The sequence below is a fragment of the Methylobacterium sp. GC_Met_3 genome (assembly GCF_026540775.1).
Taxonomy (GTDB): domain Bacteria; phylum Pseudomonadota; class Alphaproteobacteria; order Rhizobiales; family Beijerinckiaceae; genus Methylobacterium.
Map to the genome: position 1 here is coordinate 14,011 of NZ_JALNUL010000033.1, position 13,704 is coordinate 27,714.

At 68.2% G+C, this 13,704-nt stretch carries 10 protein-coding genes; 7 read left to right on the top strand and 3 right to left on the bottom strand.

Going from position 1 to position 13,704, the window contains the following annotated elements; all coding sequences use genetic code 11:
• Nucleotides 1-32: 32 nt before the first annotated feature.
• A complete protein-coding gene (gene alaS, locus OXS27_RS24630) occupies nucleotides 33-2,711 on the bottom strand; it encodes an alanine--tRNA ligase (RefSeq protein ID WP_267359409.1) in 2,679 nt (892 codons plus the stop codon).
• Between the two features lie 357 nt (nucleotides 2,712-3,068).
• Here alaS and OXS27_RS24635 point away from each other — a divergent pair, with 357 nt between their 5' ends.
• The 5 genes from OXS27_RS24635 to OXS27_RS24655 all read left to right on the top strand — a co-directional run bounded on the left by OXS27_RS24635 (nucleotide 3,069) and on the right by OXS27_RS24655 (nucleotide 7,693).
• Entirely contained in the window at nucleotides 3,069-4,235 is a 1,167-nt protein-coding gene (locus OXS27_RS24635) for a transglycosylase SLT domain-containing protein (protein WP_267359411.1), read from the top strand.
• A gap of 116 nt (nucleotides 4,236-4,351) precedes the next feature.
• Complete coding sequence (locus OXS27_RS24640) at nucleotides 4,352-4,948, top strand: response regulator (protein ID WP_267359413.1); 597 nt, start codon at nucleotides 4,352-4,354, stop codon at nucleotides 4,946-4,948.
• A gap of 143 nt (nucleotides 4,949-5,091) precedes the next feature.
• Nucleotides 5,092-6,036: a transglutaminase family protein gene (locus OXS27_RS24645; RefSeq protein WP_243925640.1), complete on the top strand. Its 945-nt coding sequence runs from the start codon at nucleotides 5,092-5,094 to the stop codon at nucleotides 6,034-6,036.
• A gap of 65 nt (nucleotides 6,037-6,101) precedes the next feature.
• Nucleotides 6,102-6,920 (top strand): transglutaminase family protein, encoded by an 819-nt coding sequence (locus tag OXS27_RS24650; protein ID WP_267359416.1) that lies wholly within the window; start codon nucleotides 6,102-6,104, stop codon nucleotides 6,918-6,920.
• 125 nt (nucleotides 6,921-7,045) lie between these two features.
• Nucleotides 7,046-7,693, top strand: coding sequence for a L,D-transpeptidase (locus OXS27_RS24655; RefSeq protein WP_267359418.1), 648 nt, complete (start codon nucleotides 7,046-7,048; stop codon nucleotides 7,691-7,693).
• A gap of 82 nt (nucleotides 7,694-7,775) precedes the next feature.
• On the opposite strand, the gene OXS27_RS24660 is transcribed toward OXS27_RS24655, so the two are convergent.
• Together OXS27_RS24660 and OXS27_RS24665 are read right to left on the bottom strand one after the other, a co-directional pair.
• Nucleotides 7,776-8,132 (bottom strand): hypothetical protein, encoded by a 357-nt coding sequence (locus OXS27_RS24660; RefSeq protein ID WP_267359420.1) that lies wholly within the window; start codon nucleotides 8,130-8,132, stop codon nucleotides 7,776-7,778.
• 130 nt (nucleotides 8,133-8,262) lie between these two features.
• Complete coding sequence (locus OXS27_RS24665) at nucleotides 8,263-8,751, bottom strand: phasin (protein WP_267359422.1); 489 nt, start codon at nucleotides 8,749-8,751, stop codon at nucleotides 8,263-8,265.
• A 235-nt stretch (nucleotides 8,752-8,986) separates the two neighbouring features.
• Here OXS27_RS24665 and OXS27_RS24670 point away from each other — a divergent pair, with 235 nt between their 5' ends.
• A complete protein-coding gene (locus tag OXS27_RS24670; protein ID WP_267359424.1) occupies nucleotides 8,987-11,482 on the top strand; it encodes a PAS domain-containing protein in 2,496 nt (831 codons plus the stop codon).
• Nucleotides 11,483-11,754: 272 nt separating this feature from the next.
• Complete coding sequence (gene acs / locus OXS27_RS24675) at nucleotides 11,755-13,701, top strand: acetate--CoA ligase (RefSeq protein ID WP_267359426.1); 1,947 nt, start codon at nucleotides 11,755-11,757, stop codon at nucleotides 13,699-13,701.
• Nucleotides 13,702-13,704: the final 3 nt, after the last annotated feature.

The window sequence follows — 13,704 nt, forward strand, 5'->3', positions numbered from 1 at the left end:
GGCCGCACCGGAAACGGTGCGGCCTTGTTCGTTCAGGCCGCCGCAGTGAGGGCTTGCTCGACAGCGTCGAGAGCGGCTTCCGCGCCGGCCCCGTTGGGGCCGCCAGCCTGCGCCATGTCACGCCGTCCGCCGCCGCCCTTGCCGCCGAGCGCCCCGGCGCCGGCCCGGACCAGCCCGACCGCGTCATAGCGCTCCGTCAGGTCGTCGGTCACACCGACCACCAAGCCGGCCTTGCCGTCCGGCCCGACGCCGACCACCGCCACGATGCCGGATCCCAGGCGCTTCTTCTCCTCGTCGACGATCGGCTTGAGGTCGCGCATGTCGAGACCCTCGACCACCGACCGGCGGAACGCCACGCCACCGATCTCGGTCTGTTGCGCGCCCGACCCTGGGCCGCCCTCGCCGCCCATGGCGAGCTTGCGCCGGGTCTCGGCCAATTCACGTTCCAGGCGCCGCCGCTCGTCCATCAGAGCCGTCAGCCGATCGGGTGCCTCGGAGGACGGCGCCTTGAGGATGCCCGCGAGCGCCGCCAGCGTGCGTGCCTCCGCGGCGCGATGATGCCGGGCCGCATCGGCGGTCAGCGCCTCGATCCGGCGCACGCCCGCCCCGACCGCGCTCTCCGCCACGATGGTGATCGCACCGATATCGCCGGTGCGCCCCGCATGGGTGCCGCCACAGAGTTCGACGGAAAAGCTCTTCGGCCGCCCCTGGCCGGCTTGCGCATCGACCGGATGGCCCATCGAGACGACCCGGACCTCGTCGCTGTATTTCTCGCCGAACAGCGCCCGCGCGCCCGACGCGATGGCGTCGTCCACCGCCATGAGTTTCGTGACAATCGGCGCGTTCTGCAGAAGCACCGCGTTGGCGATATCCTCGACCCGGACCAGTTCGTCGGCCTCGATCGGCTTCGGATGGCTGATGTCGAAGCGCAGGCGTTCGTGGCTCACCAGCGAGCCCTTCTGGGCGACATGGTCGCCCAGCACCTGTCGAAGCGCCTCGTGCAGGAGGTGGGTCGCGGAGTGGTTGGCCCGGATCGCGCGGCGGCGGGCGTGATCGACCTTGAGCTCCACCGGCTGGTCTAGGCTCAAGCGCCCCTCCTCCACGGTGACGTGGTGGACGAACAGGTCGCCGAGCATCTTCTGGGTGTCGGTGACCCGCGCCCGCACGCCCTGCGCCAGGATCACACCAGTATCGCCCACCTGACCGCCCGATTCTCCGTAGAACGGCGTCTGGTTGACGAGGACGAGGCCGGTCTGGCCCGCTTCGAGGCCCTGTACCTCGCCGCCGTCGCGCAGCAGCGCGGTTACGATGCCCTCTGCGCTCTCGGTCTCGTAGCCCAGGAACTCCGTCGCGCCGAGACGGTCGCGCAGCCCGAACCAGACAGTCTCGGTCGCCGCCTCGCCCGAACCCTTCCAGGCCTCGCGCGCCGCCTGCTTCTGGCGCTGCATCGCCGCCGTGAATGCCTCGGTATCGACGCCGATGCCCCGAGCCTTCAGCGCGTCCTGCGTCAGGTCGAGGGGGAAGCCGTAGGTGTCGTACAGGGTGAAGGCGGTCTCGCCGGAGAGCTTGTCGCCATCCTTGAGCTCGCGGCTCTCGGCGTCGAGAATCGACAGGCCCCGCTCCAGGGTCCGTCGGAACCGGGTCTCTTCCAGCTTCAGCGTCTCGGCGATCAGGCTCTCGGCCCGCATCAGCTCCGGGTAGGCCTGGCCCATCTCGCGCATCAGGGTCGGCACGAGGCGGAACATTGTCGGCTCACGGGCGCCCAGGATCTCGGCGTGGCGCATGGCCCGGCGCATGATCCGGCGCAGCACGTAACCCCGGCCCTCGTTGCCCGGCAGCACGCCGTCGGCCACGAGGAACGAGGCGGCCCGCAGATGGTCGGCGATCACCCGATAGGAGGCCATCGTCGCGGGCTCGGGCGCCCGCGAGACCGCGTGGGCCACCGCATCGATCAGCGCCCGGAACAGGTCGGTGTCGTAGTTCGAGTGCACGCCCTGGAGGATCGCCGCCATGCGCTCGAGGCCCATGCCGGTATCGATCGACGGCCGCGGCAGCGGGTTGCGTGAGCCCGGCTCCACCTGCTCGTACTGCATGAACACGAGGTTCCAGAACTCCAGGAACCGGTCGCCATCCTCGTCCGGAGAACCGGGCGGCCCACCCTGCAGCGCAGGGCCCTGATCGATGAAGATCTCCGAGCACGGTCCGCAGGGGCCGGTATCGCCCATCTGCCAGAAATTGTCGGAGGTGCCGATGCGGATGATCTTGTCGTCGGACAGGCCCGCGATCTTCTTCCACAGGCCGGCGGCCTCGTCGTCGTCGGCATAGACCGTGACCAGAAGATTGTCCGGCTTGAGGCCGAACTCCTTGGTGATCAGCGTCCAGGCGAGCTCGATCGCGCGGTCCTTGAAGTAGTCGCCGAACGAGAAGTTGCCGAGCATCTCGAAGAACGTATGGTGGCGCGCGGTGTAGCCGACATTGTCGAGGTCGTTGTGCTTGCCGCCGGCGCGCACGCATTTCTGCGCCGTCGTGGCTCGGTCGTAGGCGCGCTTCTCCATCCCGGTGAAGACGTTCTTGAACTGCACCATGCCGGCATTGGTGAACATCAGCGTCGGATCGTTCTTCGGCACGAGGCTCGAAGAGGGCACGACCTCGTGCCCCGCCTTGGCGAAGTAGTCGAGGAAGGTCGACCGGATCTCGTTGACGCCGCTCATCAAGGCTAGCTCTGGCAGGAACACGGGACCGGGCACCGCTCACCTTCGAGCGGCATCCGCATGGCGCCCTCTTAGAGCCGTTCCGGACCGTGTTGCAATCGGTGCCCGGCCTAAGTGCTTGCCGTTCCCTGCTCCCTGGCGATTCGCCGCTTCCGGCGTGGCATCGCTCGACAAAAATTGCGCCTTCCCCGCACCGGCGCCCGGAAATGTGGTCTGAACCTGTGGCTTACAGGTATCGGCCGCGAAAACACCGCGATTAGCCCCAGCTCCGCCACAAGCGCGGCCGTGTTGTTGCCACATCTGTCAAGCGATGATGAACCCGTGGCGCCGTCAACGGCGCGGGGAATCGGATCAACGATGCAGGGCCGCACGGTCGGAACGTCGAAGGCCATCACAGGCAAGTCTGGCGCCGGGCATTTCGGCACGCGCCGTGCCGACGTGATCGCCGCGCAGCCGATGCTCGGCCGCGCCCATGGCAGCGCTCCCGCCCTGGTCCGGTCGCTGATGACCGTGACGCTGATCGCCGGCGGTCTCAGCGCCGCCCTGATCGGGTCGGGTGTCGACCTCGGCAAGGTGGGCCTGTCACCGGCCATGTCGGTCGCGGAAGCCGCCACCGAGATCCCGATGCCCCGCCCGCGCATCCACACGGTTGCGCTGGAGGACGAGTTGGAGCGGACGCCGCTGCGGGCCTCTTCGAGCTTCGCCGCCGTGCATGACCTCGACACCGAGATCGGCTCCAACACGGTCGATCGTGTCTCCTACGACTTCCTGCTCTCCGAGAGCGCGGCGGGCGACCCGAACGACATTCTCGAATTCGGCCCGATGAAGATCCGGCGCCACCTCGTGCAGACGATCGTGCGCGCCGCCCAGGCGGTCCAGACCGATCCGGTCCTGCTCATGGCGGTGGCCGACAAGGAATCGAGCTTCGTCACCGCGGTCCAGGCCAAGACCTCCTCGGCGACCGGCCTCTACCAATTCATCGAGCGCACGTGGCTCGGCGTGGTCCGCGACTTCGGCACCAAGTACGGGATGGCGAAGGAGGCCGCGCTGATCACGGCCGACGGCAACGACCGGCCCGTTATCAGCGATCCGGCCGAACGGGCCCGGGTGCTCGAACTCCGCCGCGACCCCTACCTCTCGGCGCTGATGGCCGGCGAGATGCTCAAGCGCGACGCGGCCCGCATCGCGCTCCGCATCGGGCGCGAACTGACCCTCGGTGAAGTCTATCTCGCCCACTTCCTCGGTCCGGACGACGCCGAGGAGTTCCTGGCCAACGTGGTCAACAAGCCCGCCGCCGCAGCGGCCGCGCTCCTCCCCGGTCCGGCCAGGGCCAACCGCTCGATCTTCTTCGCGGCCGGCCGCTTCATCGGCCGGGGCCGGCACCGCAAGCCGTTGAGCCTCTCGGTGGCCCAGGTCCACGAGAAGTTCGAGACGATGATGAGCAGCCGCGGTTCGCGTTACCAGAACGTGCGCGCCGTCTCGGGTGTCATGGCGTACGCGGATGCGGAGACCGCCACCCAGTAACGGGTCGGCGAGCCAGCGCCAGATTCCACATCGGCGCGCAACCACCGGCGGATTGCCGACTTTCCTCCTTGCGCGCCGCGCTTTCGTCCTGCGCGTGAAGACTTCGGGGGGAGTCCTTGAGGAAGCACCAGACGAGCGCACCCCTGCCGCTCACCGATACGCTCACACCGGGTATTCCGCTCGATCAGATAGGCCGGACCCTCGCGTCGTTCTACGACGACCTCGTGTCGGAGGGCTTGCCCGAGCACCTCGCCGCCCTGGTTCGCCGCGTCCGTCAGACCGAGACCGAAGAGCCCGCGCGACCGGAGGCGGGCGCCGTCGCGACGGCTGCCGTGCATGCGCGGCTTGCGCTTGTCGTCGAAGACGATCCCCAGATCCGTGCGCTGGCCGAGACGCTGCTCGAGGAGACCGAGCTCGACGTGATCGGCTGCGACAGTGCTGAGGCCGCACTGTTGGTACTGCTGGCGCGCGGCGGAGAGGTGGCCCTGGTCTTCGCCGATATCCGGCTGGCCGGCCAGATGGACGGTTTGCAACTTGCGCGGGCTGTGGCGACCCTCTGGCCCCGGGCGCGGCTGGTGGTGACCTCCGGCCACGACTTGCCCCGTCCCGACCTCCCGCAGGAGGCCGTGTTCATTTCCAAGCCGTGGCGTCCGCTCGACGTGCTGGTCGAGGCGGAGCGCGCGGCTGCCGAGCCTGCGCCTCCTGTTGTCTGACGCTGCGGCCCGCGGTCGTTGGCCGGCCGCGGTGCGGCTCCCGTCGAACGAGCCCGCCCCGCGAACCTGCGGGGCCCGGCCCTTGCATGACACGTTCGCGCGTTGATGGAGTTCGCAACGGCGCGCGCCGGAAGAGAGCCGCTTTGCCGATCCTATCCGTCCAACACCGAACGACTTATCGGTACAGGCGCCCGGTCTCGTTCGGCGAGCACCGGATCATGTTCCGGCCACGCGACAGCTACGATCAGCGTTTGATCGAGGCGACCCTCGATATCGCACCGGAACCGGCAACGCTGCGCTGGCTGTTCGACGTGTTCGGCAACTGCGTGGCGGTGGCCACCTTCGACATACGCGCGGAAACGCTCACCTTCGCCTGCGGCATCACCCTCGAGCACACGCCTGAGCATGCGCCGGTCTTCCCGCTGGCCCCGCACGCGACCCATTTCCCGTTCGGGTACGGGGCCGAGGACATGCCGGACCTTGCCCGCTCCATCGAACGGCAATGGCCCGACCCGAAGCATGAGGTGGATGCCTGGGCACGCAGCTTCCTGCCGGCAAACGGGCGCATTCCCACGCAGGAGTTGTTGGCCGCCATGACCCGCGGCGTCCGGGCAAACTTCACTTATCTCGCCCGTAGCGAAAAGGGCGTGCAGGACCCGCTCACGACCCTGCGCGGCCGACGTGGCTCGTGCCGGGACTTCGCCGTGCTGATGATGGAAGCGGTGCGCGCGCTCGGGATGGCAGCCCGGTTCGTGTCCGGATACCTCTACAATCCCCGCAATGACCGCGCGCGCCATGTCGGGGGCGGCTCAACCCATGCGTGGCTGCAAGTCTATCTTCCGGGTGCCGGCTGGGTCGAGTTCGACCCGACCAACGGGATCGTCGGAAACCGCGACCTGATTCGCGTAGCAGTGACCCGGGATCCCGCGCAGGCGGTGCCGCTGCACGGCTCCTTCTTCGGCCTGGCCAGTGACGATCTGGGTATGCGTGTCGAGGTCGACGTCGTGGAACTGACCGGGACTGCGGCAACTCCAATCACGACAGACCAGATACTGCATCAAGGGTCCGCCCCCAGCCCGGCGCGTTGATCCCGGATCCGGAACGAACATGCGTGGCGACCCCGCGCGGAGAGCGATACAGCAAGGTGGCCGCGATGAAGATCAAGACGGGTTTCGATATCGCCTTCACGATGACCCAGCCGACCCCGATGATCCTGATGGTAAGCGTCCACCCGTCGCGGATGCCCGACGTGCTTACGCCGCACGTGATCACCTTCGATCCGCCACTCCCGGTGCACGAGTTCAGGGACACCTACGACAACATCTGCCACCGCGTCGTCGCGCCGGCGGGCCAACTGACGGTCTCGGCGGATTTCATGGTCGCCGACAGCGGCGAGCCGGATATTATCGAGCGCGAGGCGCGGCAGATCCCGGTGCAGGATTTGCCGGACGCCGTGCTGATGTTCCTGCTCGGCTCGCGCTACTGCGACACCGACAAGCTATCCCAGACGGCGTGGTCGCTGTTCGGCTCTACGCCTGAGGGCTGGGCCCGCGTCCAGGCGATTGTCGATTACACCCACGAGCGCCTGCGATTCGACTACCAGCGCGCCGATGCCACCCGTACTGCCCATGACGGCTTCATGCAGCGCGAAGGCGTCTGCCGCGACTTCGCCCATCTGGCCATCGCCCTGTGCCGGTGCATGAACATCCCGGCCCGCTACGCCACCGGCTATCTCGGCGACATCGGCGTGCCCATCGACCCCGCGCCGATGGACTTCTCTGCCTGGTTCGAGGCCTATCTCGACGGTCCGGCGGGCCCGCGCTGGTACACGTTCGACGCCCGCCACAACCGCCCCCGCATCGGCCGCATCGTCATGGCCCGTGGGCGAGATGCGACCGACTGCGCGATCTCGACCAACTTCGGCTATGCCCATCTCGCCCGCTTCGACGTGCACACCGACGAGGTCGTCTGAGCGGACCAGCACGGGCGAGCGGGCCTGCGTATTCCGCCGCCCACCGAAATCGTGGCGGTTGTGTGGAACTGTCTGCCTATGCTCACGCTTGTAATGGCAAAGGTTATTGCACAGGTAGGCCACTCATGAAGACCACGGTCACCGCACTCGCCGCGCTGCTGGGCGCGACTGTTCTTGCCGCAACGCCGGCCTTCGCCGCTTCGTCCTACGATCCCTTTGGGACCGAGGACGCCGACTCGTATTACCAGGATCAGGGTCAGTACGGTTACCAGGGGACTTACGCCCCGGGGTATGGCCAGGGCGTGCAGGCCGCGCCACAGGCTCAGGTCCAGCCGATCCCCCGCGAGGTCGTGGCATTCGACGCGCCCTACGCCCCCGGCACGATCGTGGTCTCCACCGCCGAGCGCCGGCTCTACTACGTCATGGGCAACGGTCAGGCGCTCCGCTACGGCGTTGGTGTCGGCCGTCCGGGCTTCAGCTGGAGCGGCACCAACACCATCACGGCCAAGCGCGAGTGGCCCTCGTGGACGCCCCCGGCGGCCATGATCGCCCGCCGCCCCGACCTACCCCGCTACATGGCCGGCGGCATCGAGAACCCGCTCGGCGCCCGCGCCATGTATATCGGCCGCACCGAGTTCCGTATTCACGGCTCGAACGAGCCGGATACGATCGGTCAGGCCGTGTCTTCGGGCTGCATCCGCATGACCAACGATGACGTCACGGACCTGTACGAGCGGGTCAAGGTTGGCGCCAAGGTCGTCGTGCTGAACTGAACTAGACGGTCCAGCTCCGGCCGGGCCTTTTGTCGATAATTTGGCCGCGTTGCTTGAATCAGGCGACGCGGCCAAATCGTTTCTACGGAACGACGCGGCCCACGGCCGTCTGTGCCGGGCTGAACGACGCGATCGGGAGATCGCAGAAGCAACGCACGCCGAGGGGCCGCGGACCCGGAAGCGGGCAGGAGAACGGCTTCGGCCCGGTGATGCCCTGTTGGACGGCATCGCAGTTGAAGCCCACAGGGGCCCGTTCCCGCCGGCGTGGCACCGGGCGGTACTCGCCTTCGTAGCCGGACGGCGGCGCACCGTAGGCCGGCTCGTCGACGTATTGCGCACGGGCCGCGGTCCCGGGCAGCGCGGCGGCGAGGGCCAGCGCGGCGATCGTCAGACGGAGTGTGTCACGCAGGCGCGTGCGGCCGGAGACAGCGGGGCGCATCCTTGAATCCTTCGCTCGATGCGGACCGACCCGTCCGCCGGGCGGATCTCGACGGCAATACCGGCGAAAACGAGACGGCCCGCCGCCGGAAACCGGCAGCGGGCCGCAGCAGCATCACACTCAGGCGATGTTAGTGGTTGGCGCGCTCGGCGGCATCCTGCACGTTCTGAGCCGTCTGCTTGGCAGCATCCTGCCCCTGCTCCATGGCCTTGCGGGCCTCGTCGGCGCCCCGCTGCATTGCCGACTTGGCGCGCTCGGCACCCTGCTGCATCGCGCTCTGCGCCAGGCCGCTGAACTCCTTGGCCTGAGCCTGGATAGCGGCGAACTGGCTGCGCACGAACTCGGCCTGATGCTGCATCGCCTCCTGCATGTCGCGGGAGCGGACGAGCTTCTGAGCGAGGTCAAAAGCCGCGTTGACGTTCTGCTCGGCATATTCGAAGCCGCGCGTAGAGACATCACGGGCGTTGGTGCGCGCGACTTCAGCGGAACCCTGCACCGTATCGGCCGTGCGACGGGCCGCACCAATGAAGCTGTCGAAGGCCTTGCGCGCCTGCTCGACGCTCTTCTCGGCCATGTCGCGCATCTCGGCGGGAACTTCATAGTTCGGGGGATTGGCCATGTGTCGTCTCCTCTCATGTCAGCCTGTGGATGGCTTGTTGTGCGCTGCACAATAACCGATTCGCCGCCATATGCCAGCCACGCCATCGGCGTTAAGGTTGATACAACGTAAACGTATGACGGTCGTTGCGAAGATTAAGCGCCGCGGCGACACAGCGTTTACAAAAGTGCGTCGGTCGTCGTCGTTTCTCACCGGGAGGAGCGTCGGATCGCGTTGGGGTTCGAGGTCGCGGGCTTTGGAGACGACACTGACATCGGCCAATCCGGAGCGTGGGCTCGGTCTCACCACCGCTTTTGCGGCCTGGCGGCGGCTACCAAGTCTGTCGGCGGCCCTGGCCATGCCGAACCCGATCCATCTCGTCGTCGATGCGGGCGACGGGCAGATGCTGCACGCCTCTCCGGCCGCGCACGCCCTGTCCGACGCGCTTTCCGGCCCCGGTCGCGCGGAATTATTTCGGCAGATCCTGTCGACGGCGCCGAACGATGATGCGCCCCGGCTCGCGCGGCTGCGCATCGATCCCCGCCGCATCGCGCCCCCGGTGCTCTGCTGGCTGGCCCGTGGGCACCGCGACGATGGCACGGATGCGATCCTGGTAATTCCCACGGCTCCCGTCGGACCGCGGGCGCGTCAGCGCCAACCCGAGAGCGCGCCGGCGCCGAAGCCGGCCTCTGTCGTCGTCCGGGACGATCGGTTTCTGTGGCGGCTCGACGCTTCGGGCACGGTGATCCAATTCACGGGCCCGGATCTTCTGGCCGGACTCGTCGGGCAACGGTGGCAGGATCTCGCGGCGGCCGGACGCATGTCGGGCGCCGACGGGGTTTTGGCGGCTCTGCGGGAGCGGCGGACCTTCCGCGGCGAGCCGGCGGTGCTGGATGCCGGCGCCGGTCCGTGCCGGGTCGAACTCTCGGGTGCACCGCTCGGCCGGGGTGAAGCCAGCGGCTCGGGCTTTGCCGGCTTCGGGTTGCTCCGGTCCGGACCCACGGCGCCGCCGGTCGACCTGCCGGAGGCATCGCCGGTCGACCTGCCGGAGGCATCGCCGGTCGATTTGCCGGGGGCGCAGCCGGTCGCGGACGCGCCGCTCCCACCGACAGCAACCCCGTCCGTACTGCCCGAACCCGCAGCGGTGACGAGCGAACCCGAACCGCCGCCCGCTGGTGAGCTGGAACCCGTAGCGACCGCGCTTTCGAACGACGAGCATGCCGCGTTCCGCGAGATCGCCCGGGCCCTCGGGGCACGCTACGCTGGCGATGAGGCGACGTCGGAGGAAGCCGCGCCGAGGCCGGAAGGCGGCGCCGTCATGCCCTTTCCCGGGCCGCAAGCGGGCGCCGTGGAATCGCGGGAGGGCGCAGGCCGCGCCGCTGCGTTCCCCGAGCTACTGGCCGGGCTTCCGGTTCCGGTGCTGGTGCATCGGGACGGCGTGATCCTCGGGGCGAATCGCAAGCTTCTGGAGCTGACCGGCGACGCCGACAGCGCGGCTCTGTCGGGGCGCGGGCTCAGCGCAGTGCTTCCGGGCGCACCACGCAAGGCGGACGCGGATCCGGCGGCGCGACGGACCACCGTCACAGGCGCCGACGGGTACGTCAGGCCGGTCGAGATGCTGAGCGGCGCTTGCCTTTGGGCCGGGGCGGCTGCGGCATGCCTGGTCCTGCGTCCGCTCGACGAGGCCGATGCCGCCATGGCCCTGGCTGCCGAGCGCCTCGACCGCACCGCTCAAGCCGAGCGGGCGACCGCCGCCGAGGCCGCGCTGGACGCGCTCGATACGGGCGTGGTGACCCTCGATCAGGCAGGGCGGATCGTGTCGGTGAATCGTGCCGCCGCCCGCCTATTCGACTGCGCGCCACGAGAGATCGTGGGTGGCAGTTTCGTCGCTCAGTTCGATCGGGATTGCGTGCTGACCGTCGCCGATGTCCTACGTGGCGTGGTCAAGGGACCGCGTCGCGTGACCCTCTCCGGCACGCCCGTGAGTCTCGACGTCAAGGCTGCTGAGGGGGATAGCCACCGGTTCGCCATCGTCGAGCCGGCGGGCCGTCTCCGCGGACAGACGCCGACGGGCGCCTCGGATCGGGACGCCTCGAACGGCACCGGTCTCGCTCTGGTGCGCGCTGATCGCGCGTTCCGCGAACCGCTGACCGGCATGATCGCGCTCGCCGACGCGATGCTGAAGGAGCCCTTCGGCCCCCTGGGCGACGCGCGCTACCGGGCCTGCCTCGCCGAGATCAAGGCGTCCGGCGATGCGATGCTCGAACGCGTCGGCAAGCTGCTCGACCTCGCGGCCGTGGAGGCTGGCGCCCTGCACCTCGAGCCGCGCACCCTCGATCTCAACGATGTCGTGGCGGGATGCGTGGCGCAGCTCCAGGCCGAGGCGGCCCGCGGCCGCATCGTCGTGCGCACGAGCTTTTCGTCGGATCTTGCGGAGCTGGAGGCCGACGAGCCGTCCGTAAGTCGCGCCGCGGCCCTGGTGATCGAGAACGCGATCCGGCGGTCGGCAGTCGGCGGCCAGATCATCGTGTCGACCGGTGCGGCCGAGCGGGCCGGCGTCGCGCTCCGGGTTCGCGACACGGGGGCCGCCGCGCGGTCCGCCGCCGACCGGGGCCGGGATGTCGAGGAGGGTCTGGCCCTGCCCCGCGCCCTGGTGGAGGCGAATGGCGGCCGCCTTCAGCTGTCGACTCCGGCGGAGGATGGCACGCTGGTGGAAATCATCATGCCGGCGCGTCAGGCGGCGGCGGGCTGAGGCCGCGGTCACATGCGACCGTGCAAGGCGTCGCGGGTTTGGCGTGGGCCGATCCGCGATCTCGAACTGCTTCGCGCACGGCCCGACATCCCGACAGCGGTGCTTCGCGCACCACCTTACATTGTGCCCAACTTATTTAGTGGATTCGAGGCTTTGCCCCGTGGATCGACGATGATATCGCCAGCGTAGAGTATACGGTACGTTACTTTGGAAGTCCTGGCTGCGCGGCATAGACCGCGATACGATCGGGCGCCAAGCAGGGATGGAAAGCCATGGACGGCAAGGTCATCGAGGTACAGGCAGCGTGGCGGGAGGGTACTCACGTCGACGATGCCAAGTATCAAGACATGTACAAGGCGTCGATCTCCGATCCGGACGCCTTTTGGGGCGAGCACGGCAAGCGCATCGACTGGATGACGCCGTTCTCCAAGGTCAAGAATACCAGTTTCGAGCCGGGCAAGGTCTCGATCAAGTGGTTCGAGGACGGCACCACCAACGTCGCCTATAACTGCATCGACCGGCACCTCGAGTCCCGCGGCGACCAGACGGCGATCATCTGGGAAGGCGACAACCCGGACGAATCCAAGCATATCACCTACCGCGAACTACACGCGCAGGTCTGCCGGATGGCCAACGTGCTGCGCAATCGCGGCGTCGGCAAGGGCGATCGGGTTACCCTCTATCTGCCGATGATCCCGGAAGCCGCCTACGCGATGCTCGCCTGCGCACGGCTCGGCGCAATCCACGCCATCGTGTTCGGCGGCTTCTCACCGGACTCGCTCGCCTCGCGCATCCAGGGCTGCGAGTCGAAGGTGGTGATCACCGCCGACGAGGGCCTGCGCGGCGGCCGCAAGGTGCCGCTGAAGGCCAATGTCGATGAGGCGATCAAGCGGATCGGTACCGATCTGGTCGACCATGTCATCGTGGTGCGCCGCACCGGCAGCCCCATCGCCATGGAGGCCGGCCGCGACGTCTATTACGACGAGGCGGCCGAGCAGGTGACCGACGAATGCCCCGCCGCCCCGGTCGAGGCCGAGCACCCGCTGTTCATCCTCTACACCTCGGGCTCGACCGGCCAGCCGAAGGGCGTGGTTCACACGACGGGCGGCTATCTCGTCTACGCGTCGATGACGCATGAGTACGTCTTCGATTACCGCCCGGGCGACGTATACTGGTGCACGGCCGATGTCGGCTGGGTCACCGGCCACAGCTACATCGTGTACGGGCCGCTCGCGAACGGCGCGACGACCCTGATGTTCGAGGGCATCCCGACCTACCCGTCGAATTCCCGCTTCTGGGAGGTGATCGACAAGCACAAGGTCAACATCTTCTACACCGCACCGACCGCGATCCGCTCGCTGATGGGCGGCGGCGAAGGCCCGGTGAAGAAGACCTCGCGGGCCTCGCTGCGGGTGCTGGGCTCGGTCGGCGAGCCGATCAACCCGGAAGCGTGGGAGTGGTACTACAACGTGGTCGGCGACAAGCGCTGCTCGATCGTCGACACGTGGTGGCAGACCGAGACCGGCGGCATCCTGATCACCCCGCTCCCGGGTGCCACGGCCCTCAAGCCCGGCTCGGCGACGCGGCCGTTCTTCGGTGTGAAGCCCGAGATGGTCGATGCCGAGGGCAAGGTCCTGGAGGCCCCCTGCGAGGGCAATCTCTGCATCGCGGATTCCTGGCCGGGCCAGATGCGCACGGTCTACGGCGACCACGAGCGGTTCGAGCAGACCTACTTCTCGACCTACACCGGCAAGTACTTCACCGGCGATGGCGCGCGACGCGATGCCGACGGCTATTACTGGATCACCGGCCGGGTCGATGACGTCATCAACGTCTCGGGTCACCGGATGGGTACGGCCGAAGTTGAATCGTCCCTGGTTGCCCATCCGAAAGTCGCCGAGGCGGCGGTCGTCGGCTACCCGCACAACGTCAAGGGCCAGGGCATCTACGCCTACGTGACCCTCAACGACGGCGAGGAGGGTGACGACACGTTGCGCAAGGAGCTCGTGACCTGGGTCCGCAAGGATATCGGGCCGATCGCCTCGCCGGATCTCATTCAGTTCGCGCCGGGCCTGCCGAAGACCCGCTCGGGCAAGATCATGCGCCGCATCCTGCGCAAGATCGCCGAGGACGATTTCGGCTCGCTGGGCGACACCTCGACGCTCGCCGAACCGGCCGTCGTCGAAGACCTGATCGAGAACCGGCAGAACCGCCCCTGATCG